This is a genomic window from Tsuneonella sp. HG094, from assembly GCF_053819285.1.
Genome location: NZ_JBSORA010000001.1, coordinates 2752980 through 2778118 on the forward strand (window position 1 = coordinate 2752980; position 25139 = coordinate 2778118).

At 68.1% G+C, this 25139-nt stretch carries 27 protein-coding genes; 8 read left to right on the forward strand and 19 right to left on the reverse strand.

The window, feature by feature from the left end:
* Window positions 1-33: 33 nt before the first annotated feature.
* Window positions 34-1335, reverse strand: a complete 1302-nt coding sequence (purD, locus tag ACWPMX_RS13705) for a phosphoribosylamine--glycine ligase (protein ID WP_455700549.1) — start codon at window positions 1333-1335, stop codon at window positions 34-36.
* Here purD and xseA point away from each other — a divergent pair.
* From xseA to ACWPMX_RS13720, 3 genes are read left to right on the forward strand one after another with little or no spacing between them, the layout of a single operon-like run.
* Window positions 1334-2734, forward strand: coding sequence for an exodeoxyribonuclease VII large subunit (gene xseA / locus ACWPMX_RS13710; protein WP_455700550.1), 1401 nt, complete (start codon window positions 1334-1336; stop codon window positions 2732-2734). The genes purD and xseA overlap by 2 nt on opposite strands.
* A gap of 24 nt (window positions 2735-2758) precedes the next feature.
* Entirely contained in the window at window positions 2759-2965 is a 207-nt protein-coding gene (locus tag ACWPMX_RS13715; RefSeq protein WP_455700551.1) for a DUF2093 domain-containing protein, read from the forward strand.
* 2 nt (window positions 2966-2967) lie between these two features.
* Window positions 2968-3876 (forward strand): M23 family metallopeptidase, encoded by a 909-nt coding sequence (locus ACWPMX_RS13720; RefSeq protein WP_455700552.1) that lies wholly within the window; start codon window positions 2968-2970, stop codon window positions 3874-3876.
* A 75-nt stretch (window positions 3877-3951) separates the two neighbouring features.
* Here the strand turns inward: ACWPMX_RS13720 and rpmB are convergent, their stop codons facing one another.
* On the reverse strand, window positions 3952-4239 hold the full coding sequence (rpmB, locus tag ACWPMX_RS13725) for a 50S ribosomal protein L28 (RefSeq protein WP_455700553.1): 288 nt from the start codon (window positions 4237-4239) through the stop codon (window positions 3952-3954).
* 96 nt (window positions 4240-4335) lie between these two features.
* Here rpmB and ACWPMX_RS13730 point away from each other — a divergent pair, with 96 nt between their 5' ends.
* Window positions 4336-4791 carry a nucleoside deaminase gene (locus ACWPMX_RS13730; RefSeq protein WP_455700554.1) on the forward strand — a complete coding sequence of 152 codons (456 nt, stop codon included), beginning with the start codon at window positions 4336-4338 and terminating at the stop codon, window positions 4789-4791.
* Window positions 4792-4793: 2 nt separating this feature from the next.
* Here ACWPMX_RS13730 and ACWPMX_RS13735 read toward each other — a convergent pair whose 3' ends face one another.
* The 6 genes from ACWPMX_RS13735 to ACWPMX_RS13760 all read right to left on the reverse strand — a co-directional run bounded on the left by ACWPMX_RS13735 (window position 4794) and on the right by ACWPMX_RS13760 (window position 9762).
* Window positions 4794-5600: a MipA/OmpV family protein gene (locus ACWPMX_RS13735; RefSeq protein ID WP_455700555.1), complete on the reverse strand. Its 807-nt coding sequence runs from the start codon at window positions 5598-5600 to the stop codon at window positions 4794-4796.
* Between the two features lie 28 nt (window positions 5601-5628).
* Window positions 5629-6348, reverse strand: a complete 720-nt coding sequence (locus ACWPMX_RS13740) for a ribonuclease T2 family protein (RefSeq protein ID WP_455700556.1) — start codon at window positions 6346-6348, stop codon at window positions 5629-5631.
* A complete protein-coding gene (locus ACWPMX_RS13745; protein ID WP_455700557.1) occupies window positions 6335-6757 on the reverse strand; it encodes a hypothetical protein in 423 nt (140 codons plus the stop codon). The genes ACWPMX_RS13740 and ACWPMX_RS13745 overlap by 14 nt, the downstream gene beginning before the upstream one ends.
* The gene (nadC, locus tag ACWPMX_RS13750; RefSeq protein WP_455700558.1) at window positions 6754-7617 is read right to left on the reverse strand and encodes a carboxylating nicotinate-nucleotide diphosphorylase; all 864 of its coding nucleotides are present in this window, start codon (window positions 7615-7617) and stop codon (window positions 6754-6756) included. Before nadC ends, ACWPMX_RS13745 begins: the two co-directional genes overlap by 4 nt.
* Window positions 7618-7753: 136 nt before the next feature.
* Window positions 7754-8560: a LytR/AlgR family response regulator transcription factor gene (locus ACWPMX_RS13755; RefSeq protein ID WP_455700559.1), complete on the reverse strand. Its 807-nt coding sequence runs from the start codon at window positions 8558-8560 to the stop codon at window positions 7754-7756.
* Window positions 8557-9762 carry a sensor histidine kinase gene (locus tag ACWPMX_RS13760; RefSeq protein ID WP_455700560.1) on the reverse strand — a complete coding sequence of 402 codons (1206 nt, stop codon included), beginning with the start codon at window positions 9760-9762 and terminating at the stop codon, window positions 8557-8559. The genes ACWPMX_RS13755 and ACWPMX_RS13760 overlap by 4 nt, the downstream gene beginning before the upstream one ends.
* A 94-nt stretch (window positions 9763-9856) precedes the next feature.
* Between ACWPMX_RS13760 and ACWPMX_RS13765 the strand changes: the two genes are divergently transcribed.
* Window positions 9857-10468 carry an HD domain-containing protein gene (locus tag ACWPMX_RS13765; protein ID WP_455700561.1) on the forward strand — a complete coding sequence of 204 codons (612 nt, stop codon included), beginning with the start codon at window positions 9857-9859 and terminating at the stop codon, window positions 10466-10468.
* On the opposite strand, the gene ACWPMX_RS13770 is transcribed toward ACWPMX_RS13765, so the two are convergent.
* The 10 genes from ACWPMX_RS13770 to ACWPMX_RS13815 form a co-directional block, all read right to left on the reverse strand.
* Window positions 10465-11436, reverse strand: a complete 972-nt coding sequence (locus tag ACWPMX_RS13770; RefSeq protein ID WP_455700562.1) for a PDZ domain-containing protein — start codon at window positions 11434-11436, stop codon at window positions 10465-10467. The two genes, ACWPMX_RS13765 and ACWPMX_RS13770, sit on opposite strands and share 4 nt — an antisense overlap.
* Entirely contained in the window at window positions 11433-12137 is a 705-nt protein-coding gene (locus ACWPMX_RS13775) for a DsbA family protein (RefSeq protein WP_455700563.1), read from the reverse strand. Before ACWPMX_RS13775 ends, ACWPMX_RS13770 begins: the two co-directional genes overlap by 4 nt.
* A gap of 10 nt (window positions 12138-12147) precedes the next feature.
* Window positions 12148-13500: a M48 family metalloprotease gene (locus ACWPMX_RS13780; RefSeq protein WP_455700564.1), complete on the reverse strand. Its 1353-nt coding sequence runs from the start codon at window positions 13498-13500 to the stop codon at window positions 12148-12150.
* Between the two features lie 11 nt (window positions 13501-13511).
* Entirely contained in the window at window positions 13512-14468 is a 957-nt protein-coding gene (locus ACWPMX_RS13785; RefSeq protein ID WP_455700565.1) for an alpha/beta hydrolase, read from the reverse strand.
* Between the two features lie 26 nt (window positions 14469-14494).
* Window positions 14495-15601, reverse strand: a complete 1107-nt coding sequence (locus tag ACWPMX_RS13790; protein ID WP_455700566.1) for a phosphatase domain-containing protein — start codon at window positions 15599-15601, stop codon at window positions 14495-14497.
* A 62-nt stretch (window positions 15602-15663) separates the two neighbouring features.
* Entirely contained in the window at window positions 15664-17631 is a 1968-nt protein-coding gene (locus tag ACWPMX_RS13795; RefSeq protein WP_455700567.1) for a PAS domain-containing protein, read from the reverse strand.
* 183 nt (window positions 17632-17814) lie between these two features.
* Window positions 17815-18255, reverse strand: coding sequence for a DUF2141 domain-containing protein (locus tag ACWPMX_RS13800; protein WP_455700568.1), 441 nt, complete (start codon window positions 18253-18255; stop codon window positions 17815-17817).
* On the reverse strand, window positions 18252-18962 hold the full coding sequence (locus tag ACWPMX_RS13805; RefSeq protein WP_455700569.1) for a sterol desaturase family protein: 711 nt from the start codon (window positions 18960-18962) through the stop codon (window positions 18252-18254). The genes ACWPMX_RS13800 and ACWPMX_RS13805 overlap by 4 nt, the downstream gene beginning before the upstream one ends.
* A gap of 51 nt (window positions 18963-19013) precedes the next feature.
* Window positions 19014-19511 (reverse strand): MmcB family DNA repair protein, encoded by a 498-nt coding sequence (locus tag ACWPMX_RS13810; RefSeq protein ID WP_455700570.1) that lies wholly within the window; start codon window positions 19509-19511, stop codon window positions 19014-19016.
* 53 nt (window positions 19512-19564) lie between these two features.
* The gene (locus tag ACWPMX_RS13815; protein WP_455700571.1) at window positions 19565-19963 is read right to left on the reverse strand and encodes a hypothetical protein; all 399 of its coding nucleotides are present in this window, start codon (window positions 19961-19963) and stop codon (window positions 19565-19567) included.
* A gap of 247 nt (window positions 19964-20210) precedes the next feature.
* Between ACWPMX_RS13815 and ACWPMX_RS13820 the strand changes: the two genes are divergently transcribed.
* Window positions 20211-21944 carry a class I adenylate-forming enzyme family protein gene (locus tag ACWPMX_RS13820; protein ID WP_455700572.1) on the forward strand — a complete coding sequence of 578 codons (1734 nt, stop codon included), beginning with the start codon at window positions 20211-20213 and terminating at the stop codon, window positions 21942-21944.
* Between the two features lie 106 nt (window positions 21945-22050).
* Window positions 22051-22944: an SDR family NAD(P)-dependent oxidoreductase gene (locus tag ACWPMX_RS13825; protein ID WP_455700573.1), complete on the forward strand. Its 894-nt coding sequence runs from the start codon at window positions 22051-22053 to the stop codon at window positions 22942-22944.
* A 7-nt stretch (window positions 22945-22951) separates the two neighbouring features.
* Here ACWPMX_RS13825 and ACWPMX_RS13830 read toward each other — a convergent pair whose 3' ends face one another.
* Window positions 22952-23626, reverse strand: coding sequence for a TetR/AcrR family transcriptional regulator (locus tag ACWPMX_RS13830; RefSeq protein ID WP_455700574.1), 675 nt, complete (start codon window positions 23624-23626; stop codon window positions 22952-22954).
* 139 nt (window positions 23627-23765) lie between these two features.
* On the opposite strand from ACWPMX_RS13830, the gene ACWPMX_RS13835 reads away from it, so the two are divergent.
* Window positions 23766-25079 (forward strand): spinster family MFS transporter, encoded by a 1314-nt coding sequence (locus ACWPMX_RS13835; protein WP_455700575.1) that lies wholly within the window; start codon window positions 23766-23768, stop codon window positions 25077-25079.
* Window positions 25080-25139 lie beyond the last annotated feature (60 nt).

Genomic DNA, 25139 nt, shown 5'->3' on the forward strand with positions numbered 1-25139 from the left:
AAGGTGCCGCGGCCCGTTTTCTTTGGGAGACTATCAGCCGTCCGCTTCGGCGTCCATCTCGCGCGCGACCTCGCGCCAACCGATGTCGCGGCGGCAGAACAGGCTGGGCGCGTCGATCGCATCGAGCGCGGCATAGGCAGTGCCCTGCGCCTCGCGCACGGTCGCGCCGGTCGCGGTGACGTTGAGCACGCGCCCGCCGCTCGCGACAAGGCCGCCATCCGCGAGTGCGGTTCCGGCGTGGAAAACCTTCGCGCCGTTCGCTTCCGCTTCGCCGAGGTCGATCGCATCGCCTTTCGCGGGGGTGCCAGGATAGCCCTCGGCCGCCATGACGACGGTCAGAGCCACATCGCGCTTCATCTTGACCGGAGGGACCCGGGCGAGGCGGTTGTCGGCGCACGCGAGCAGCAGTTCGCCGAGGTCGTCCTCCAGCCGCATCATCAGCACCTGGCATTCGGGATCGCCGAACCGGCAGTTGTATTCGATGAGCTTGGGCCCTTCGCTCGTCAGCATGAGCCCGGCGAACAGGACGCCCGAATAGGGCGTGCCCTCGTCGGCGAGCGCGCGGACGGTGGGGGCGATGATCCGCTCGATCACTTCGCCGCGCAGCAGCGGGGTGAGGCACCGGGCAGGCGAGTAGGCGCCCATCCCGCCGGTGTTGGGGCCGGTGTCGCGCTCGCCGACGCGCTTGTGGTCCTGCGCGCTGCCGAAGGCGAGCACGGTCGCCCCGTCGGTGAGCGCGAAGAAGCTCACTTCCTCGCCCTCCATGAATTCCTCGATCACCACTTCCGCGCCCGCTGCGCCGAACTGGCCGCCGAACATCTCGGCGAGCGCACCTTCGGCCTCCTCGCGGGTTTCGGCGATGACCACCCCCTTGCCTGCGGCAAGGCCGTCGGCCTTGAGCACGTAGGGCGGGGTGAACCTGCCGAGCGCGCCGACCGCGTCGCCGAGCGAGGCGGTGCGCACATAGCCTGCCGTGGGAATCCCTGCGCGCTCGCACAGGTCCTTGGTGAAGCCCTTGCTGCCTTCGAGCTGCGCAGCGGCGGCCGAAGGACCGAACACGCGGAAGCCTTCTTCGCGCAGACTGTCGGCGAGTCCGTCGACGAGCGGCGCCTCGGGCCCGATCACGACGAGGCCGATGCGATGGTCCTCGCAGAACGCCGCCACCGCCGCATGATCCGTCGCATCGAGCGCGACCAGTTCGGCGTGCTCGGCGATCCCCGGGTTGCCGGGGGCGGCGTAGAGCCTATGTCCGGTTTCGGTAAGCAGGCGGGATTGCGCGAGCTTCCACGCCAGCGCATGCTCGCGCCCACCGCTGCCCAGCAAAAGGATGTTCATGCCCGTTCCCGATTACCCCGAAGATGGAGCCGGGCTGGTAGCGAAGGGACGGCCCGGGGACAACGCCGAGCCGCTGACGGTCAGCGAACTTGCCGGACAATTGAAACGCACGGTCGAGGACCGCTTCGGTTTCGTGCGCCTGCGCGGCGAACTGTCGGGCGTGAAGCGCGCGGCATCGGGCCACTTCTACTGCGCGCTCAAGGACGACAAGGCGGTGATCGACGGCGTGATGTGGCGCGGATCGGCGGAGCGGCTGGCATTCGTGCCCGAGGACGGTCTGGAGGTCGTGGCCAGCGGCAAGCTGACGACTTATCCGGGCCGTTCGAAGTACCAGATCGTGATCGACAGCCTGGAACTGGCGGGCGAAGGCGCGCTGCTCGCGCTGCTGGAAAAGACGCGCCAGCGGCTCGCGGCGGAGGGTCTGTTCGATCCCGCGCGCAAGCGGGCGCTGCCGTTCATCCCCGCCACCATCGGTGTCGTGACGTCGCCCACGGGGGCAGTGATCCGGGATATCCTCCACCGCCTTGCCGATCGTTTCCCGAGCCGCGTGGTGGTTTGGCCGGTGCTGGTGCAGGGCAATGGCGCGGCGGAGCAGGTCGCGGGCGCGGTGCGCGGGTTTTCCGCCCTGCCGCCCGGACACCCCTTGCGCCCCGACCTGGTGATCGTCGCGCGCGGGGGCGGCTCGATCGAGGACCTGTGGAGCTTCAACGAGGAAGTCGTCGTCCGCGCCATCGCGTCCTCGACCATCCCGACGATCAGCGCGGTGGGGCACGAGACCGACACGACGCTTGCCGACTTCGCCGCCGATCGCCGCGCGCCGACGCCCACCGCGGCGGCCGAGATGGCGGTGCCGGTGCGCCGCGAGCTCGCCGCGACGCTCGCCGATTTCGCCCTGCGCAAGCAACGCTGCGCCTTGCGCCCCGTGGAACTCGGTCGCGAGCGGCTGGAGGCGCGGGTCAAGCGCCTGCCGAGAATCGAAGCGCTGCTTGCTCCGCAGGCGCAGAAGCTCGACGACCTGTCGGGCCGTTTGCGCCAGGGCCTGCGCGACCGGGCAGGTGCGGCGCGCGAGGCCTTGCAGCACGACCGTGCGCGGCTGTCGCCCGCGTTGCTGCGCCACCGGATAGAACGCGCGCAGGACAGGCTGGCGGCGACCGCGCGGCTGATGACCTCGCTCAATCCCGATACCCTGCTCGGCAAGGGCTATGTCCGGGTGACCGGTTCCAGCGGGCAGACGCTGGTCGACGCGGCCAGCGCGAAGACGGAAACCGCGCTGACGCTGCATTTCCGCGATGGGCCGCTGGAGGTCGCGCCCCTCGGCGCCGCGCCCGCTCCCGTCCGTCGGACGCGCCCCTCCCCTTCGCCCGCCGCTCCGCCGCGGCAGGACGATTTGTTCGGTTGAGCGAGCGGTGCTAGGGTCCCTGCCATGCTGATGAAATCTGGCGACCAGGCCGCGCAGCTCATTTACGGCCCCAACGGTTTTCGCGTGATGCGTCCAGGCAACCACGTCGTGTGCGCGGTGAGCGGAGAGGCCATCCCGCTCGAAGCGCTGCGCTACTGGAGTGTCGATCGGCAGGAACCCTACGCCAGCGCCGATCTCGCCACGCGGAGGCTCCTCGGCCAAGGGAAGTAAGAGTGAAGCGTTTCGCGGTCGCAGCCGTTTCGTTGATCCTAGCCGCCTGCACCGCGGGCGGCAGCGATACCGATCCCACGAGCGTCTCGGTCGTCCAGCCGGTTCGCACACCACCTCCCGCACCAGCCCCGACGCAGGCCGGCTCTCGCAGTGCCCTCACGACGTTCGCCGTCGATGGCCAGCTTACGCAGGGCGGCTGGATTCGCGGGCAGGCCCCCGGCGGGACGCTGAGCGCTCGGCTTGACGCGCAGCCGCTGCTGCTCGATGCGCAGGGCCGCTTCCTCGCCGCGTTCGATCGCGATGCCCCGGCCAATGCCATGCTTGTCGCCACGCTGGCTGACGGGCGCGAGGTGCGCAGCCCGCTCTCGGTCTCGCCGCGCGCGTGGCAGATCGAGCGCATCGACGTCGCCCGCACGCCGGGCGGGGCGACCGAGGCATTCATGGCCCGCCGCCGCCCCGAACTCGCGCGGATCGCGGCGGCCCGCGCCACCGATTCGTCGGTCGAGGGCTGGAAGCAGGCGATGATCTGGCCGGTCAGGGCGCGGATCTCGGGCCGGTTCGGTTCGCAGCGCATCTATCGCGGGGAGCCTGCGGCCTACCACTCCGGGCTCGATATCGCGCCGGGTGCGGGGGCGACCTACGTCGCGCCGGCTGACGGAGTCGTGGTGCTGGCGGCGACCAGCCCGTTTTCGCTGGAGGGCAACCTGCTGATGATCGACCACGGCGGCGGGCTCAACAGCGCGTTCCTCCACTCGCAGGGCCTGGCGGTGAAGGAGGGCGACCGGGTGCGGCAGGGCCAGCTGCTCGGCACTGTCGGCGCGACCGGGCGCGCGACCGGCCCGCACCTTCACTGGTCGCTCGAATGGCAGGGCGCGCGGCTCGACCCGCTGTTGTTCCTGCCGCCCCAGTAAGATCCGACCGGAAACGCGAAAAGGGCGCGCGGACCGAAGTCCGGCGCGCCCTTGTCGATCAGCCCTTTAGGGCAATCAGGCGGCGGCGGCCGCCTTCTTCAGCTCGCGCTTCACCTTGAGCGCGGTGGCCGACAGCTTTTCGTCGCTGGTCTTCATCAGCCACGCGTCGAGCCCGCCGTTGTGTTCGACCGAGCGCAGGCCCTGGGTCGAGACGCGGAACTTGAAGCTGCGGTCGAGCTTCTCGCTCATCAGCGTCACGTTCTGCAGGTTGGGCAGGAAGACCCTCTTGGTCTTGTTGTTGGCGTGGCTCACGTTGTGGCCGACCTGACGGCCCTTGCCGGTGAGTTCGCAGATGCGGGACATGACAAATCTCTTCGGTAAGCAGTTACGGCAGTGCCGGGAAAGGCGCGCGCTTAGCGAGAGGCTCGCGAATCGTCAACCCACTGCTAGGAGAGCGACATGACTCGCTGGCCCCTGCCCGACCCGATGAAACGTGCTCTCGCGCTCGCGCGCGAGGCGGCCGAGGCGGGCGAAGTGCCGATCGGCGCGGTCGTCGTCAAGGATGGCGCGGTGATCGGCGAAGGCCGCAATGCCCCCCGCGCCACCCACGATCCCACCGCCCATGCCGAGATCGCGGCGATTCGCGCGGCCGCGCTGGCGCTGGGCGACGAGCGGCTGACGGGGTGCGAGCTGTTCGTGACGCTGGAGCCGTGCGCGATGTGCGCCGGCGCGATCGCCCACGCCCGCCTTGCCCGCGTGACCTACGCCGCCCCCGACCCTAAGGGCGGCGCAGTGGCGCATGGCGCGCGCGTGTTCGATCACCCCCAATGCCTCCACAAGCCCGAAGTCGTCGGCGGCATCGGCGAGGGCGAGGCGGCGGTACTGCTGCGCGGCTTCTTCCGCGACCGGCGCTGACGCTAGCGCCGGATGCGGAACCGGTAGGTGAGCGCCATTCCCGCCTCGTATTGGTTGCGCGATCCCTGGCGCACGATCGGCGAATCGGCGGCATTGCCCACCAGCCTGTCGTAGCGGGCATAAGGATTGAGGCCGATCCGGGGCCCGAGGAACACGTGGGCGTTGGCCTGCGCGCCATAGGCATGAATGCCGCTTCCCGGACGATAGGCGGCAAGGCCGCTCGCGGCTGCCTCGGCCGGATCCACGCCGAACAGGCCGCGGTGGTATCGTCCGTCGCCCCAGCGCACGCGTGGACCCGCTGCGATCACGAAGCGATCGTCCCGCCCGCGCAGAACGGCGTCGGCCATCAGGTCGGCCACCAGGCCCTTGTGCGATCCGATCGCCTGCCACACCTCGCCCCGCAGCCGCAGGGTCTGCCCCAGGAACGTCTGCGCTAACGCGCCGGCCTCCACGCCGAAGCCGACCTTGCCCAGTCCCGGAATGTCGTCGCGCGAACGGGTCGGGGCGATGGCAAGCGTCACGCCCGCACCGGTGCCCAGTCGCTCGCCGAAAATGATCGGGCCGATGCCCTCGTCGGCTGCCTCGACCGGAAAGGCGGTATCCGCCTCCCAGACCTCGATAGAGGGGAACGCGCTCCATTCGCGTGCGCCGGACCCCGGATACGTGGGCGCGACGCGGGGGCCTGCTCCGATCAGGACGTTGTAGTCCGGTTTGCCCTCATCGGTGCCGGTCTGGGCCAAGGCGGGTGCGGCGAGCGCAGGCAAAAGAAGGGCGCCGACCAGCGGTAGGCGAAACGACAGGAATTTCATGGGGATCGGGCTCCGCGGGAGGGTATCGTTACAACCCGCGCCAGATGCGAAGTTTCCCGCCGTCCTTCGGACCATAGCGCGCCGCGTCGCAGGCGACCGGCAGGAATCGGCGATCGTAGCAGAGCCGCAGTTCCTGCAGCCAACCGCGCTCGTTCACCTTCACGCCGATGGCCGCGCGCGGCCAGCCGGGATTGGCGAACCGCCAGCGGTCGCGGAGCATCCCGACGGTCAGGCCGTCCTCCTTCGACAGCCGGTCGAGATCGGGCAGCGTCACGCTGTCCCACAGGATGCGGGTGACGCGGAAGTACGTCTCGGGCCGCCGCACCATGCAGCTGCCGTGCTTGGCCCACTCGTTCGCCTGCATTCGCGCAGACGGCATCATGCAGAGGTTGCGGCGGACTTCGGTGGCCAACGGCGCGCGACCGGTCGGGCACCATTGCGGCCAGCCGCTGCGCCCCCCGCGACGCCCGTCCGGCCACAACCCGTGCACCACGAGGCCGAACGATCCGTTGTCGCCCGAGCACTGCACCGCATCGGCCCGGCGCCCCTCGCGGCCCTTGCAGAACTCGGGCGCCCAGCTCAGCGCGAACGTGTATCCGGTGACGGGCACGCGGCGGACCGGCCCGTCGGGGCGAACCTGCGGGACCTGGACCCTCTGCGGGACGCGGCACTGGTAGGCCTGGGCGTGAGCGGTGCCGGTCAGAGTGACGGCAAGCACGGCTCCGACGAGGACCCTAGGCGAAGACATCGTCGATCCGCTGTCCCGGCCTCGCGAACCACGGCCGGGCCGATGGCGCGAAGAGCATCGCGGCCGCGATCACCCCGAGAGCCATCGCCGCCAGCCACAGGGGCGATACGAAAGCGAACGAGCCCGCCCGTACGACTAGAACGAGCGTTGCGGCGATCTTCGTCAGCAGGAACGCGGGCACCATCCAGCGGGCGAGGCGCAGGGCGAAGAACCACACCAGCCCGGTCGTCATCAGTGCGATGGTGAACCGCGCGCTCGACCCGATGATCGTCGCGTCGCGGATGCTATCGGTCATGTTCGGGGCATCAAGGCCCGACAGGCCGTCGAAGAGGCTCAGGATCGCGGCGAGGACGAACAGCCCCGCGAACCAGCGGATAGCCGGGGGGCGCGGACCCGTGCGGCGCTTCACAGCGGGGTGAAATCCAGCCCGATGTCGGCGGCAGGCGCGCTCTGGGTGAGGCGGCCGACCGACACGTAGTTCACGCCGGTCGCGGCCTTGGCCTTGATCGTCTGCAGGTTGATCCCGCCGCTCGCCTCGGTCGGCACGCGCCCGGCGACAAGTCGCACGGCCTCGGCCAGCTCGGCGGGTTCCATGTTGTCGAGCAGCAGGCGGGTCGCCCCGGCGGCGAGCGCGGGTTCGATCTGGTCGATCCGGTCGACCTCGCAGATGATCTCGCGCACACCGGCCGCGACCGCGCGGCGTACCGCTTCGCCCACCGAACCGGCGACGAGGACGTGGTTGTCCTTGATCATCGCCGCGTCCCACAGGCCCATGCGGTGGTTCGCCGCGCCGCCCATGCGCACGGCGTATTTCTCGAGGTGGCGCAGGCCCGGGATCGTCTTGCGGGTGTCGAGCAGGGTGCAGGCCGGGTTGTCCATCGCGCGCACGTATTCGCGGGTCAGCGTCGCGACGCCCGAGAGGTGCTGGACGGTGTTCAGGGCGCTGCGCTCGGCAGTCAGCATGGCGCGCGCGTTGCCCTCCAGCCGCATCAGGTCGGTGCCGGGCTGAACGTCCGCGCCCTCCTCGACCAGTAGTTCGATCGCCATGTCCGGGTCGAGCGCGCGGAAGAATGCTTCGGCAATCGGAAGCCCCGCGACGACGATCGCATCGCGGCTGTCCATCACTCCGGAAAACCGCGCGTCGGCCGGAATCACACTCTCGCTGGTAACGTCATGGCCGCCGCCCGGCAGACCCTCGCCGAGATCCTCCGCGAGGGTCTCGCGGACGAAACGATCGAGGTCGAAGCCGGGGATGGAGAAGGCAGCCATGTCAGCGCGTGTGGCCGTTTTTTGTTTGCGCCTCAAGCGCCGGCGGGGCCGTCCGGCCCCTTGGCTTCCGGCCTAACCGGCCGACGCGCGTTCGCGCTTGCGGGATGCGCGGTGCAGCCCGAACTTGCGACAGCCATCAATGCACGAAGCGGGCGACCACGTCGCGGTAGCTGCGCGATACCTTCACCTCGGACCCGCTCTCCAGCACCAGGAAGCATTCGCCGTTGGTGTGCGGCTTGACCTGGCGGACCTGGTTGAGGTTGACGATGGTGGAGCGATGGACGCGCTGGAAGGTGCGGGGGTCGAGCCGGCGCTCGAGGTCCTTCATCGTCTCGCGCAGCACAAGGCTGTTGTTGCCGGTCGAGATGACCATGTAGTCGCCCGCCGCCTCGATGTGCTCGATCGAATCGATCTCGACGCGGAAGATCTGGCCGCGATCCTTGATGTTGATGAGCTTTTCGTAGCGATCGGCGCTTTCGGCCGGGGCCGCGTCGTCGGCGGCGAACTGGTCGGCCGCATCGGGCGCGACTTCGCTGAGCACGGTCTTGAGCTTTTCGGCCTCTTCGGCGCTGCGCTTGTCGGCGAGGCGCTGGCGCACGCGCTCGACTGTGTCGGCCAGCTTGTCCTCGTCGACTGGCTTCATCAGGTAGTTGACGGCATTGGCCTCGAACGCGCGGATCGCGTGTTCCTCGAACGCCGTCACGAAGACGAACAGCGGCGGTTCGATCTCCATCACGCCCTTGACCACGCTGAAGCCGTCGAAGCCGGGCATCTGGATGTCGAGGAAGACGAGGTCGGGTTTTTCGGTCTTGATCGCACGGATCGCCTCGCGCCCGTTGGCGCAGGTGCCGATCACCTCGACGTCATCGAACTTGTCGAGGCGGAGCTGGAGGCCCTGGATAGCGAGCTTCTCGTCATCGACGATGAGGGTGCGGATGGTCATGCGGGGGTTCCAATCGAACGCGGCTCGAGCCGCGGGGCAGTTACGGTTTCGGAAATGGCGGGCTTCACGGCGGGCGCAGGCGCCTCGCTCTCGGCGGTTTCGAACGGGATCTCGATGATCACGGTGAAACCGCCTTCGGGCGGGTTGCGGATTTCGAAGCGGTGATCCTCACCATAGGCTTGGGCCAGACGATCGCGGATATTGGCAAGGCCCACGCCGGTCGACACCGTCCTGCCAATGCCCGCAAGTGCGCTCGATCCGCTGGCGCGGCTGGTCCCTTCGCGCAAGCCGGGACCGGTGTCCGACACGGCCACTCGCAGCCGGCGTCCGACGAGTTGTGCAACAAGCGCGATATCGGCCCCTTCTTCCTGCGGGCTGACGGCGTATTTGATCGCATTCTCGACTAGCGGCTGGAGCAGCATCGAAGGCAGCACCGCGCGCGCGGCATCGGGATCGACGCGGAATTCGGTGCGCAGCCGTTCCTCGAACCGCATCCGTTCGATACCGAGGTAGAGCTGCAGCGTCTCGACTTCCTGCGCCACGGTGACCTTGGCCCCGGGCTCGCTCACCAGGGTATGTCGCAGGAAGGCGGACAGGCGCGTGAGCATCGCGTTCGCCGGTTCGGTCTGCTTGAGCAGCACCAGCGTGGAGATCGAATTCAGCGTGTTGAACAGGAAGTGCGGGTTGAGCTGATACCGCAGCATGGCCAGCTGCGCGCTGGTCGCCTGCGCCTCCAGCCGCTCGAGCCGGTCGGCCTGCTCCTCGACCTGGAGGAAGAAATTGATCGCGTAGTAGAGCGCCGACCACGCGCCGAGCAGCGTCCCGTCGAGGAACGCGAGGCCCAGTGTGCGCTGGACGAAGGTCGTCTCGCGCGCGCTCGAGTAATAGATGCCCTGCAGCCACGAATCGATGCCCGCGAACAGCAGCACCGCGACGACGAGGACGAGCGCGGTCATCGACCACGTCACGAACGGACTGCGCTTGATCAGGTTGCCGTAGATCACGCTCAGCACGAGACTGATCGCGAAGCCGGTGATGATCTGGACCAGCACCACCAGCAACAGGTCCCACGGCTGCTCGTTGGCCACCGTCGAAAGCGCGCGCCAGACAAGCGCGCCGCCCCAGCCCGCGAACTGCAGGTTCCAGAAGGCGGCGTTCTTGTTGTCGAAGAACGGCGCGGGGCGGAAGGGCAGCATGGCCATCACCGCTCCCTAACGTAGTTCGGGCGGCGAAACAGACAAGTTTTGGCGTCGCGCGGCATCATGCGCTATGCACTCGCACCAAGGAGAGCATGCGATGGACGTGACCGAAGACACCCTCCACGGCGCCGCCGAGCGCGCGAAGTTCCGCGCAATGAAGGACGGCACGCAGGAAGACTGGGCGATCATCGGCGGCGAATACATGGATTTCGCCAAGGGGCTGCCCGACCGCGTGCTCGCCCATCTCAAGCTGCTGGAAGGCGACTTCGGGGGCTTCCCGATCTGCCGCCTCGAACACTCGCTGCAGACCGCGACCCGCGCCCATCGCGACGGGCGGGACGAGGCCTATGTCGTGATGGCGCTGCTGCACGACATCGGCGACACGCTGGGCACGTTCAATCACCCCGAAGTGGCCGCCTCGATCATCAAGCCTTTCGTGACCGAGGAAGTGCACTGGATCTGCGAGAATCACGGGCATTTCCAGGGCTATTACTACTTCCACTACCTCGGAATGGACCGCAACGCCCGCGACCAGTTCCGCGGCTCGCCCCATTTCGACGCCTGCGCCGAATTCTGCGAAAAGTACGACCAGGCCGCGTTCGATCCCGATTACGAGAGCGAGAGCCTCGAATTCTTCGAACCGATGGTGCGCCGGGTCATGGCCCGTCCGCTCGCCTCGCTCTACGCGAAAGTCGCCGACGCAGCCTAGTTCGCGGTGTCGCGGCGGAAATTGGATTTCCAGTCCGCCGCGCCATCCCGCGCCATGAGCGCCGCGACGTGCGGCAATTCGCCGCGCACTGCATCGACCCGCTCGTCCCATCCGTCGTGCGTGCGGGCGCGGAAGATCCAGCCGTCGCCGCCCGGGCCCCAGCGCTGGAAGAAGCGGACCGCGGCTTCGGGCGCGTAGCCCGCGTTGGCGAGGAGCCAAGGCATCAGCCGATCGGCCTCGCCCTCGGTCGTGCGGATGTTCCTCACGCTGCGGCCCTTGCTGCGCAGCCACAGCTTGTGGCTCAGCAGGTTGTGCGCGAACTCATGGGACAGCGCAGCTGCGAATTCGTCCTCGGCATAGCCGACTCCGGCAAACTTGCGGCCGATGATCACTCGCGCGCCGTCGGCGACCGCGCGTCCACCGCTCGAGCCGAGCTCGAAACGGGTCGGACACGCAGCCACGCCCGCAACGGTCGCTTCGCGAATGCGGCCCTGGCTATCGCGCCAGGAGAGCGCGACCTGTCCATTACGCACAAGGGCGTCGTCGACCCGATCCTGTAGTCCGGTCAGTCGCTGCCAGTCGCCTGCTTTCACTTTCGGCAGGGCCGCCATTTGCTGCCCGTCGATCGCGACGATCTCGTCATTCGGGGCAAGGCCCGCGAGCGCCGCGGGCGATCCGGGCACGACCACCTGCACGGCGATGTCGCCTGCGATGGCCGCCGCCGCGCGCATCCGCGCTGGTGCGATGTAGTTCGCCATGTCCTGCAGCAGCAGGCCGATTGCCGGCTTCGCATCGCAGAACCGCGCGTTGCCCGTGGCGAGCCGCCAGCCGATCGACTGCATGCGCAGGTCCTCGGCCTGCAGCGTCGCGAGGCCGGCGCGGTCCCCGGCCGGATCCGCGTGAGCCGGTGCGCCAAACGTCGTGCTGGTGACGACGGCCAGTAGTGCGATGAGATACCGCGCGATCACGTCGCCTTGCGAGCTTCCTCGATCGCCGCGGCAAGTTGTTCACGGCCCACGGCACCGGAGAGGACCTGGGTGCCGACCACCCAGCCGGGGGTGCCTTCGAAGCCGAGCTGCATCGCCAGCCGCTGGTTGTTCTGGAATTCCGAGCGGACGGCGGGGTTCTGCATGAACTGCTGGGCGGCGGCCATGTCCAGCCCGACCTTCTGCGCCGCGGCCTTGATCGAGGCGTCGCTCGGCGGACCGCCGGCATACAGTGCATCGTGGAACGCGGCATATTTGCCCTGCTGCGCCGCCGCGAGTGCCAGTCCTGCGGTCACGTCGCTGCCCTGGAAAATCGGCCATTCGCGCACGACGACCCGAAGGTCGGGATTGGCGGCGATCAGCGCCTTCACGTCGGGCACGCTCTGGCGGCAATACCCGCAGGCATAGTCGCTGAACTGGACGAGCGTGACCGTACCCTGCGGATTGCCGAGCACGGCAGCGGGGAACGGCCGCGTCAATTCGCTCTCGATACCGGCGAGCCGCTGGTTCATTTCCTTCGCGCGGTAGGCTTCGGCGACCTGCGGAAGAATTTCCGGGTTCTCGAGCAGCCAGTCCTTCGTCGACGCATTGCCGAAGCCGGTCAGGGCGAACGCCCACGCGCCGAGGAAACCGCAAACGAGCGCCACGAGCGCGACGGGAAGGAGCGAGACGAGCCGGTTCATGGCGCCAGCGCTACTTGCGCTTGTTCTGGCGTTCAAGCTCGGAGCGCGCCTCCAGCTCGATATCCTGTGCGCGCAGCCAGTCGGGCGAGCCGGTCGGCAGTCCCGCGACGGCGGCCTGCGCGCTCCGCAGCGCCTCGCCATAGCGGCGGTTCATCGATTGCTGCTCGGCGCTGGCAAGGCGCGCGCGCGGCATGTCGCCCTTCTCGGCATAGATCACGCCGAGCTGGTACCAGGCGAACGGGTTATAGCGATCGCGGGCGACCGCCGCCTTGAGCACGGTTTCCGCCTCGGCATGGTTGGCGGGGTTCTCGGTCGCGATCAGCGCGTGGCCGAACAGCGCTGCGATCAGCGGCGCATTGTTCGTCAGCGCGGTCGCCTTGCGCAGCGGTTCGAGCGCTTCGGCCGGACGACCCGATTCGAGCAGGACCTGCCCCTCGAGCTCGCGGAAATAGGGATTGTCCGGATCGGCCGCGATCAGCGCGCGGGTTTCGGCGAGCGACTTGTCGATCAGCGCTTCCTTGTGGAAGGCGTAGGCGCGGGCATAGCGCGCCGCTTCGCCGGTATCGCTTACCGGATAATCGCGCAGCGTCCTGGCCGGTTCATTGACGTATCCGGCGAGCTTCGCCTTGGCGAGCTGGAATCGCTTTTCGAGCGCCGGGTCGATCGGCTTTTCCCACGCCGGGTCGGCTTTGTAGACCTCGGTCAGCCGCGTGATCCGCTCACCCGACAGCGGGTGGGTGGATACGAACTGGTCCTCGTCCGACGGATTCTGGCCGTACCGGAATTCGAGGCTCTGGAGCTTCTTGAAGAAGGCGAGGCTGCCTCGCCCCGAGATGCCCGCCTTGGAGAGATACTCCGCGCCCGCCGCGTCGGCCGAGCTTTCCTGCATCCGGCTGAAGGCGAGATACTTGCCGAGCGCCGCACGCTGGCCCGCCATCATCACGCCCATCGCCGCATCGCCTGCGCCTGCGGCGGCGGCGGCGGCGGCGAGCACCAGCGACAGCAGCGAGATCCGCCCCGCCTCGGTCGCGCCGGCGGAATTGATCACATGCCCGCCGGTGACGTGGCCCAGCTCGTGCGCGATCACCCCCTGCACCTCTTCGGCGGAGGTGGCGGCCTCGATCAGCCCGGTGTGGATGTAGACCGCCTGCCCGCCCGCAACGAAGGCGTTGATACTGGAATCGCCGACGAGCACCAGGTCGACGTTGCCGGGCGCGAGGCCCGCGGCCTCGACCAGCGGGGCGGCCATGTCGTCGAGCAGCGCCTCGGTCTCGGCATCGCGGAGGATCGACTGCGCGGCCGCCGGTTGTGCGACCAGCGAGGCAGCGGCCGCAATGGCAAGCAGACGGGCGAGGAAACGCATCGACTGCCGCACTAGCGGGTTTCGCGCTGAACCGGAACTGAAGGTGGCGCGGTCCTCTTGCGGGCGAAGTCGACCAGCAGGTCGGACACGATTCCGCCCTGTGTGAAGGGGCGCGACAGGCCCATCACGATGCCCGCATGGCCCATGCCTTCGTATTCGCGCTGCTCGACCGTACCGCCCGCAGCGCCAATCGCCCGTGCGAGATTGCGCGCGTTGCGCACCCGCACCACGGTGTCGGCCGTGCCGTGGAGCAGCAGGATCGGTGGCGCGTCGGCGCGGGCGAACTCGATCGGCTGGGTCCTGTGCGGGTCGGCGACGTGGCCGAGCGCATTCTTGGCCGAATCGCTGGTGAAAGGGTAGAAATCGGCCGGCCCGGCCAGGCTGACGATCCCGCCGATCGCGCTTTGCGGCACCCCTGCCTGCGCGAGCCACTGCGGATCGAGCCCCAGCATCAGCACGTTGTAGGCCCCCGCCGAATGACCCGCCAAGACCATCGGGTCCGCGCGCACGCCATTCTCCATTGCATGATCGCGCACCCACCGCACGCCCGCCGCGGTATCGGTCAGCATCGCCGGGAAGCGCCCCTCGGGCACGAGGCGATAACCGACGAGCGCGGTCGCAAAGCCTGCTTCGCCGAGGGTCCGCGCGACGAAGCGGTAGTCTTCGGGCGCTCCGGAGTGCCAGCCGCCGCCGTGGACGAAGACGACGAGCGGATGGACGATTTGCGCGGATTGCCGGCCCGGCGGCGGGGCAGGCTCGGCAAAGGCCTGGCCGACCGGCACCCACAGTTCCACCTTCTGCGCGGCGTCGGGCCCGTATTGCCCGGTCGCGGCGAGGCGGACCGCACCGTCGCGCGAAAACCGCGCGTCGATCCAGTCGAGCGTCGCGGCCGACCCCTGGGCCACCGCCCAGCGCCACACGCCGAATCCGGCAAGCGCAAGCAGGCCGAGCACGAGTGCAATCCCCATCACCCATCTCCTTGCGCGGCCCGGCTTCATGGCTTGGGCGCCTCCTTCTGCACGGTCTTGACGATCTGCGCCGTCTCGCCGCTGGTCGAGATGCCGATCGTGCGCAGGAAGTCGCTCCCGGTCGCGAAATCGTCGCCCAGCCACAGCGGGACGCCGCCCGCCTCGATCATCGCCTTGCCGGCGACCTCCTCGGGCGAAAGCGGCCCTGCCCCGGTGCGGATGAACACCGCCGCGATGCGGCCGGGATGCGCCTGCACGGTATCGGCATAGGCAGCGAGATCGCCCTGCGTGTCGTCTCCGATCAGCGCGAACCGCATCTCGGGATAGAAGGCCAGCAGCTTGTCGAGCGCGGCGCGCTTGTGCCCGCCATGGCTTTCGGAGCCGAAGGTCGCGCGGTTGAGGCCCCAGTCGCGCAGCAGCAACGGGCCGAGCGGCAACTTGCGGCTCTGCTGGAAGGCGACGAGGTACGAGAACAGGTTCCATGGGCTCGACGAGATGTAGAAGAACGGCCGGTGGGTCGCCTCGTACCGGGTGCCCGCGCCGCCGGGTGCCGCGAGCACCGCGCCTCCGCCCAGGGCGCCGTAAAACACGTCCGCACCCGGCACGGCGATCCGCTCGTCCGGCAGTTCGGCGAGCACGCGGCGCCAGTTCTTCGCCACCGAGCGCACGCCGCCGGTGATACCGGTCTCGACGATCGTGTCGTCGATGTCGGACACCACCGCGAGGTGCGTGTCGGTGCCGGGGGCCAGCACATATCCCTCGATGCATTGCGGGCCCTCGGGAGTGAGCCAGTGAAAGCAGGTGACTTCCCACGCCGGCGCGGCGGACAGCGGCCATGCCGGTTCGAGCGGCACGTCGAAGTGGACATAGCCTTCCGCATCGGTAACCGCGTGACGTTCGATCGCGGTGCCGAGAGTGTTCCTGAGTTCCAGCCGCACGGCCAGCCCGGGAACCTCGCGCGAGCCGAACTGCGCGAGCATGGTGCGCATCGCCCGCACCCGCCCGCGATTGGCGAAAGGTGCGTCCCCCGGATCGCGGGCACGCAGGGCGCGGGCGACGATCGTCAGCCGCGTTTCGCTGCGATACCCGAAATAGGGCTGGATACGGACGGGCGCGCTAGCGAACAGGGCCATTGGCCTCGCGCTAGCGGCGCGGCGGGCGCGGGCAAAGCCCTAAGTTCCGGCGATACCGCCTGTCAGGCGACGAGCTTCCTCGCCGCCTTCTCGACCAGCGCGGTATCGGCGATCTCGCCGAGGACCACGACCTCGCCGCCGACGCGGCGGATCATGACGAGAGCGAATTCCTCGCCCTCGGCATCGATATCCTCGAACCCCAGCGGAGCGATCGCGCGCAGCTTGCGGGCCAGCGCCTCGCGCGGGGTTTCGCGTGCCGGAACCTCGCCATCGTCGGCGCGGCGGAACGCGCGTTCGGCCTGGACGACGCCCTTGAGGCCGCCGTCGGCCTTGCCGAGAAAGTCGGCGAGCGTGCCGCGCTCGATCCCCACGCGGTGCGCGTGGGTCAGCACCGCGGCATACTCGGTCAGGCGCGTCTTGTCGTAGTCGGCACCGAAGACCAGCTTGACCACCGGCGTCATCGGCGCGCGGTCCTGCATCGTCAGGCCGCTGTCTTCCATGATCTCGGCGAACTCTTCCGGCTCGGCCTGCGCGGCAAGGCTGAAGTCGTAGGCCCGGCCGACCGCGGCATAGAGCGCGGTACGACTGCGGTCCTCGCAGCTGCTCGCGGCGAGCGCGAGTTCGCGCGCTTCGGCGAGGCAATCGTAAAGACCTTCGTCGCCGCTCGGAGCGAATGCCTCGACCGGCGCGGGAGGCACGATGTCGGCGACGGTGTGTTCGAGCACAGGCTCGACCGCTTCGACGAGTTCAAACGGTTCGGACTCGACTGCGACTTGCTCGACCATGTCGACGAGCTCGAACGGCGCGTCCTCCGCGACTGGCTCCCCGAACGCCACTTCCAATTCGAAGGGCGCATCCTCGATGGCATCTTCGACCGGTGCGACCAGTTCGAAAGGCTCGTCTGCATCTTCGGCGACCGGCTCTGCGGCGTCGAATACAGGCGCTTCCAACGTCAGCGGTTCGTAGTCCGTTACTGTAGCGACCGGATCGGCGGGCTCGCCGAATTCGTCCTCGGGCAATTGCTCGAGCGGGGTCGGAGCGCGCGCGAGCCACTTGGCGACGGGGTCCTCGTCGCCGTAATCCTCGTCGTCGTCGTCGTCGAAGGAACCGGCGGAGCTGCCGCCGCCCAGCGTCAGCAGCGAAGCGAAGCGGCTCGGACCCTCGGGCTCGTCGTCGACCGCCTCGATCGCCTCGTAGAGGCTGCTCGCGCCTTCCTCGTCCTCGTCCTCGTCCTCGTAGTCCTCGTCCTCGTCGTAGCCGAAGCCCTCGGCCGACGTGTCGTCGTCGTTGCCGAACGTGGGCAGCGGGAACGGGTCGTCACTGACGGGCTGCGAATAGGATACCGACAGTGACACGGTCGGCTCGGCATCGACGCTGCCGGGGCCATCGGCCCAGTCGGTGACCGGATCGAGCGCGCGCGGCTTGGCTTCCGACGTCTCGAGCGCCTGATCGATTTCGAGGAGCAGCTCGTCGCTGGTCAGCTGGTCGGCCACTTCCTTCCAGTTGATCACGCCGTAGATGAAGTCGATCGTGTCGTCGTCGCTCGAATAGGGCAGCAGGATGCCGCGATACATGATCGTGCGGCCACGCTGGTTGACGAATTCGGCCTCGAACCCGATCGGCGCCTGGTTGGCGAGGATCTGCATGTAATGATCGGTGATGCGGGTCAGCAGCGAGCGCCCCGGGACGTCGCTCAGCCGCTGGATGTTGGAAGGGACCTCGCATTCTTCGGCCAGCATGGTTCCGAGATAGCGCACCGCCGGATCGTCGATCCCATGGGAGAAGTCGAGCAGCACCGAATATGGCCCGAAGTCGGGCAGCGAGACCGGATCGAGGTCCTCGATCGAGGGGATACTGCGGTCGACCAGCAGGCTGGCCCAGTGATTGTAGGCGCGCACCTGCATGCGGCGCTCGTCCTGCCCGATCGGGCTCGGCGGCGGTTCGTGGCCGACATCCTCGTCGGCGAAACCGTATTCCGGCTCCTCCGCGCCGTAGTCGATTGCCCCGAGCAGTCCTCGCAGGTTTTCCATGGCCTCGTGCTAACCCCCGTCCGCGACGCGCAGCGCGCGCGCCTGATGCGATTGGGCCGGTTGTGCCGGAGCGTGGTAAACATCCCGTTAAGTGCTGGCGGGAGTCTTTTTGTGCCCTACCGCTTCGCTACTCGAGGGCGGGCGCCCTACCGCTTCGCTACATGAGGGCGGGGCGCCGCGACGTCAGAGCATGTAGCGCATCTTGATGCTGAGGCTCAGGTCCCTGTCCTCCACCGCGAATACCGCGTCGGCGTACTTGGGCGGGGCCATTCGGACCGGCGCATCGCGCGAGAAGCCGAAGCCTTCCTTGGGCATCATGCCGAGCGCGCGGTCGGCCTTGCCGTTGTCGTTCTCGTCATGGAGCAGCGCGATGGCGTAGCGTCCTGGCGTCACGCCTTTGAATACGAGCCTGCCCGCCGACTTCGCGGGAACGACCAGCCGGTACGATGCGGGATCGCCCGCGCACTTGGGAAAGCGCGCGGCGTTGCCGGTCATGCAGGCGCGCACCACGCCTTTCGTCGAGCGCAGGCCGCTCACGCTCACGCCGACCTCGTGCGTCGGCGCAGCCCCGCCGAGCGCCAGCGCGCCGGCCGCCAGCGCCATCACGCCGCCCGCGCGGATCACGGTTGTGCCAGCCCGCGGTCGGTGCCGCACAGCCTGTCCCACACGCGAAAATAGAGTCCGTAGTTGCATCGATAGAGATCGTGGTGCCGTTGATGGTGGCTGGCGGTTATCAGCCACTCTCCCAACTTCGAATGAACGAGCCAGCGGGGAAACATCTCCCACCCCATGTGGTTGGTGACGCCCATCACGGTCATGATCGTGAGCACCAGCCCGAGCATCGCGGCGTGAATCGGGATGAGGAAAACGAGCGCGGGGATCACCACTGCGCCGGTGATCGCTTCCCACGGGTGAAAGCTCATCGCCGCCCACGCGGTCGGCGGGCGGCTGGCGTGGTGCACGGCGTGCGCGACCTTGAACGGCGTGGGGCGGTGCATCCACCGGTGCGTCCAGTAGAACCAGGTATCGTGCGCGGCGAGGTAGACGAGGACGCTCGCCGGCAGGTACCACAGCGGAAAGTCCGTCCAGCCCGTGTAGATGCGGGTCCAGCCGCGCTCCTGCCAGGCCCACGCGACGACGCCCGCCGGGATGCCGTAGATCGCCGCCGAGGCGAGCGACCAGCCGATCTCTCGCCGGATTTGCGGCGTCAGGCCGTTATAGAGCCCAGGCCGCACGCGCGACGTGGCCCACGCGAAGCCCCCGCTCGACAGCAGGTAGCGGACCGCGACGATCGCTGTCATCGCCAGCGCGGAGAATACGATTGCGTCCATGGCTTGCCGCGATAGCAAGCCCGCGGGGCCGGCGCATGGACTTTCGGCGAATCAGCCGGTGACGCGCCCCCACGCTCCGCAGTCGGGATCGCCCGCCACGACCATCCGGCGCAGCGCGGCGCGGGCCAGGCGCTCGGTCTCGACCTTGCGGCGTGCAGGGGCGAGCGGGTGGCTCGGCGCGGGGCGGACGATCTCCGCGTCGTAGCCGTCGGCCACGATCACCCCGCAGCAGTCGGGTTTGAAGTCCAGCCCGTCGAGTAGTGCGCGGTCGATTCCCGGGGGCACGCCCCAGTAGAACCGGTCGCAGAAGTCGAGGTAGTCGGGCCACTTGCCGTCGCCCACCAGGTCCGCGCGGCTCACCTTGACCTCCACGATCACGATTCGACCCTTGGGATCGACGCCCATGAGATCGGCACGGCGACCGTTCCTCAGTGGCATCTCGGGCAGGCACCAGATGTCGTTGCGCGCGAACAGCCGGGTGATCCCGCGGCACACGGCGATGGCATCGTGACGTTCGGTGGCAAGGGCGATCGCGGGTGAATCGGGCATGGCCCGGAAACTGGAACGAAAGCAGAACCGGGTCAAGCGCCGCAGCACGAGAATCACGCCTTGCGCAGCGGTCCCATGGCGCCTTGCTCCGGCACCAGCTCGAGCAGCGCGGCGCGCGCATGGTGGTATTCGCGCCAGAGCGTCAGCGCGGCCGCGGTCGGGTCCTGCCCGCGCGCGGAGACCGCCAGCAATGCCTTGAGCCCCGGGGTCATCATCGCGGCCAGATCGGCCACCCCGGTCGTCGCCAGGTCGAGCCGCCAGCCACCCGCGTCCTTGATCAGTGCGGGAAAGTCGCGGATGCGCACGCTCGGCTTCTCCGCCGCCAGCCCCGCCAGCATGGCGACCGCACCCGCGGCATCCTGCAAGGCAGCCCATTGCACGCTCATCGCATTCGCGCTGCGCTGGCTGCGGCTGGCGGTCTGCGTGGCAAAATCGGTCGGAGTCGCGCTCATCGTGACACCTTCGTTAACCGCTGCCGCTTGCCAAATTGCTAATGCGCGGATGGATTGCTCTTCGGTGCGCCGAACCCGGTGCGACAGATGGTCCGATTACTCCATACCATACGTTTGGAAAAACTCGCGAGACCGTTGTGCAGGCGATGACGCACTGCCATACCCTTTGTTCCAAACTGAGTGACCTTCGAGCAAGAACGAGGGCGCGCGTCGAAGGAGCGAGAGAGGATGGCCGGGAAGGTGGACAATGTCAGACGCAGCTGAACCCGGCTGGTGGACGGCTCCCGCAAGCTGGCCCGCGCGCAGCCTCGACGAATGCCGCGCTATCCTGACCGCGCCGGGCGAGCGACTCGCCATGGACACCGTGACCATTCGCGGCGTCCCGACGCGCGTATGGGCGAATGCGCCGAGGAACCTGCGCGTGCTGGCGGCGCTCGGCCGGTCGCACGGGGCGGCGGAGTTTCTCGTTTACGAAAGCGACCGGGTGACATTCGACGGCTGGCACCGGGCGGTCGCGGCGCTGGCTGCCGACCTGCGCGCGCGCGGGATTGGCAAGGGCGACCGGGTGGCGCTGGCGATGCGCAACCTGCCCGAATGGCCGGTGGCGTTTTTCGCGGCGACGACGCTGGGGGCGATTTGCGTCCCGCTCAATGCGTGGTGGACGCCGGGTGAACTCGCCTTCGGTCTTGCCGATTCGGGCAGCCGCATCCTCATCTGCGATCACGAGCGGTGGCTCGCGCTTGCTGGCAACCGGGCCGAGTTCCCCAACGTCGAAGCGGTCCTTGTCGCCCGGGCGACCGCGCCGCTCGACGCCGCCATCGCGCTCGAGAGCGTCATCGGGTCGCCCGATGGCTACGGCGACCTGCCCGACACCGACTTGCCCCCTGCCGAGATCGAGCCGGACGACGACGCGACGATCTTCTACACCAGCGGCACCACCGGCCGTCCCAAGGGCGCGCTCGGTACGCACCGCAATCTCGTCACCAATATCCTATCGAGCGGTTACTCGGCCGCCTGTGCGGCGCTGCGCCGGGGAGATCCGGTGCCCGAACCGGTGCCGCGCACGGGGCTGACGGTCATCCCGCTGTTCCACGTGACCGCGTGTTCGGCCACGCTGATGGGCGCCATCGCATCGGGCAGCAAACTCGTCTTCATGCGCAAGTGGGATGTGGTCGAGGCGTTCCGGCTCATCGAGCGCGAACGGGTGACCGCGACCGGCGGGGTGCCTACCATCGCGTGGCAACTGATCGAGCATCCCGCTCGCGAGAAGTACGACCTCTCCAGCCTGGAAGCGATTGCCTATGGCGGCGCACCGAGCGCGCCCGAACTCGTGCGCAAGATCCGCGAGGTCTTCGGTGCGCTGCCCGGAAACGGCTGGGGGATGACCGAAACGATGGCCACGGTGACCAGCCACTCGTCGGAGGACTACCTCAACCGGCCCGACAGCTGCGGCCCTCCGGTCGCGGTGTCGGACTTGCGGATCGTCGACCCGGAAACGATGGAAGACCTGCCCGCCGCCGCCGTGGGCGAGCTGTGGGCGAGGGGGCCGCAGGTGGTGAAAGGCTACTGGAATCGGCCCGAGGCCACCGCCGAGACCTTCATCGACGGCTGGGTCCGCACCGGCGACCTCGCCCGGCTCGACGACGAGGGCTTCTGCTACATCGTCGACCGAGCCAAGGACATCATCATCCGGGGCGGCGAGAACATCTACTCGATCGAGGTCGAGAACGTCCTCTACGAGCACCCCGCCGTCACCGACGCCGCGCTGGTCGCGCTGCCGCATCCAACCCTGGGCGAGGAGCCGGGCGCGGTCGTCCACCTGGCGCCGGGCACCACGGCCAGCGAGGACGAATTGCGCGGCTGGGTTGCCGAGCGGCTCGCGCGCTTCAAGGTGCCGGTTCAAATCGTGTTTTCGGCCGATACCCTACCGCGCAACGCCAACGGCAAGATCCTCAAGAAGGACCTGAAGGCCCTCTTCTGAGCCCGGTTGCGGCGCCTTCTTTACGGAGCCTAAAACGGGGTTGCGCAAAAGCCCTCTCAATTCTACTCACTCTCTCAATAGTGAACAAAACTTGAGAGAGGCGTGTATGCAGGATCAGCGGCTGGTTGGGCGGGTGGCGATCGTGACCGGAGCTGGCGGAGGCCTGGGCCGCTGTCACGCCCTTGAACTGGCCCGCCAAGGGGCGAAGGTGGTGGTGGTCGATCTCGCCGAACAAGCCTGCAGTGCAGTCGCGCTGGAGATCGCCGACGACGGCGGCGAGGCCTTCGCCTTCGCGGCGTCCGTCACCGACGAGGCGGCTATCGGGCGCATGGTCGAGGCCGTCATCGACCGCTGGGGCTCGGTCGACATCCTGGTCAACAACGCCGGAATCCTCCGTGACAAGAGCTTCGCGAAGATGGACCTCGCCGACTTCCGGCTGGTGGTGGACGTCCACCTCATGGGGGCCGCGATCTGCACGAAGGCGGTGTGGGATACCATGCGCGCCCAAGGCTATGGCCGCATCGTGATGACCACGTCGTCGTCGGGCCTTTACGGTAACTTCGGGCAGGCGAATTACGGTGCGGCCAAGATGGCGCTCGTCGGCCTGATGCAGACGCTCGCGATCGAGGGCGAAAAGTACGGCATCCGGGTCAACTGCCTCGCACCGACGGCGGCGACCGCGATGACGGGCGATGTGCTGTCTGCCGAGGCGCTGGCGCAGCTCGACCCGGCGTTCGTCAGCCCGGGGCTCGTGCGGCTGGTCGAAGCGGACGCACCGACCCGGACGATACTGTGCGCCGGCGCCGGCCACTTCGCGACAGCGCACGTGACCCTGACCGAGGGCGCCTACGTTGGGCGAAGCGACGACGCGGCCGGGCGTGTTGCCGCCCGGTGGCCCGCGATCACGGCGCGTAACGGCGAGATCGTGCCGTCCTATGGGTTCATGCAGGCCGAGCGCGAAGTTGCCAGCGCCGAGAGAGCGACGCTCGTTTCGACCTGAGGACGCGCTACTTTTCGCAGATCTTGCGAATACCGGCGGCCATGAAATCGGCCATGCGCGCCTTGATCGCGGTGAAGTCGTCGGAGCGGCAGAGACCGTGGGACAGCTTGTCGATGCGTCCGGTCCGGGCGAGCGTGAGCATCAACGCGCCGGTGGTGAAGTGATAGCCCCAGAGCAGGTCTTCCTCGGCAGCGCCGGGCAGCGCCTTCTGCAGCAAGCCTATCAGCCGGAGGACCACGGGATCGAAGTGCTGGTCCATCAGCTCCGCACCCCATTCCGGTGTATTCGATACCTGCGCGCCCAACTTGGCATAGTTCTGCCAGCCCTTGCCGCCTGCGATGTAGGTGTCGAGATCGGTGTCGAGAAAGGCGTGCAGTGCGCCTTCCACCGTGATTCCGTCGCCCGCAGCGGCCTCGTATTCGTCGAGCGCCCGCATTCGCCGTTCGCTGGTCACGACCGCGCGGCGCGCGAACACAGCATCGAACAGCGCCTTCTTGTCGGCGAAATAGTAGTTCAGGAGGGTGTGATGGACGCCGACCTGCTTGGCGACATCCTTCAGGGTCACGCCATGCAGCCCGTGCTGCGCGAACAGTTCTTCCGCCGCGTCGTAGATCTGCTCGAGCGTTTCGGCACGCTGCTCAGCCTTGCGTGTGCGCCGGACCGGCTTGTCCCCAGTAGTCATGGCTCGCTCACTCCCGCCAAACCCGTGCCCCGTCAAGAACGCCCTCGGGAAAAACATTCACACGCGTGTGAGCGTATATTGACAGCCTGCTGAAAGCATTGTCAAACGCAGGCCATAAAACAAACCTGGGAGAGAGACCGTGCGGCCAACCAGCCTCGATGAAGGCGCGCCGATCGGCGCTGCGGCGACGAAAAGGCCGGGCCGACCGGGGGTCGTGCTCGCGGCGCTCACTTTCGTCTACGTGCTCAACTTCCTCGACCGGCAACTGCTCGGGATTCTCGCCAAGCCGATCCAGGACGAACTGCAGGTCACCGATGGCCAGCTGGGCCTGATCGGCGGGCTCTACTTCGCGATGTTCTACTGCTTCATCGCCATCCCGGTGGGCTGGCTGGCCGATCGGACCAGCCGCGTGGGCGTGCTGTCGATCGCGTGCGGTATCTGGAGTGCGGCCACTATAGCATGCGGCCTTGCGCGCACGTTCCCGCAATTGGTCGTCGCTCGCATGGCGGTCGGTTTTGGCGAGGCGGGCGGAGTTCCCCCGTCCTATGCCCTGATCACCGACACCTACCCGCCCGGCAGGCGCGGGTTTGCGTTCGGCATCTTCAACCTCGGTCCGCCGATCGGGGCTGCGCTGGGCATCGCGCTCGGCGCGACGATCGCCGCCGTGTTCAACTGGCGCGACGCGTTCGTCGCCATCGGCATCGTCGGCATCGTCACGGCCATCGCGCTCCCCTTCCTCGTCCCCGAACCGAAGCGCGGCGCGACCGACGGCGCAGCGACCCAAGATGCGGATGCGTCCGCCCCGTTCTGGGGCACCGTGAAAGCGTTCTTCTCGAACCCGATCCTCCTTCTCGCGGCGCTCGGCAGCGGCGCGACGCAGTTCGTCACCTATGGCCTCGGCAATTTCGCGGTGCTCTTCCTGATGCGGGAAAAGGGCATGACCCTGCCCGAGATCGCGATCTGGTATGCGCTCGTGATCATTATCGGCATGGGCGGCGGCATGATCGCATCGGGCAAGCTCATCGACCGATTGAGCCAGAAATCGCGCATGTCGTTCGCGACCGCGCCCGCGGCATCGCTCGCCATCGCCGCGCCGTTCTATCTCGGCTTCGTCTGGGCACCCGGCTGGCAGCTGGCGCTCGCACTGCTGACCATCGTCATGTTCTTCAACTACTTCTACCTGTCGTGCTCGGTCACGCTGGTGCAGGAGGAGGTCGCGCCCAACCAGCGCGTGCTGGCCGGAGCCCTGCTGCTGCTGGTGATGAATTTCATCGGACTCGGCCTTGGCCCCACATGGGTCGGCGCTGCGAGCGACTGGTTCGCGGCGCGCGGTTCGACCGGCAACTCGCTCCAACTCGCCCTCTACACGCTCGCGCCGTTCTACGCGGTCGCGATCGTCCTGTTCGTGCTGCTGGCGCGGGCTATCGGGCGCCACGAACGGGCGTCGGCATAGCCGCAGAAATAATACTCTCACACGTGAGAGTGAATGTTGACAATTGCCGATTTCGCGCGT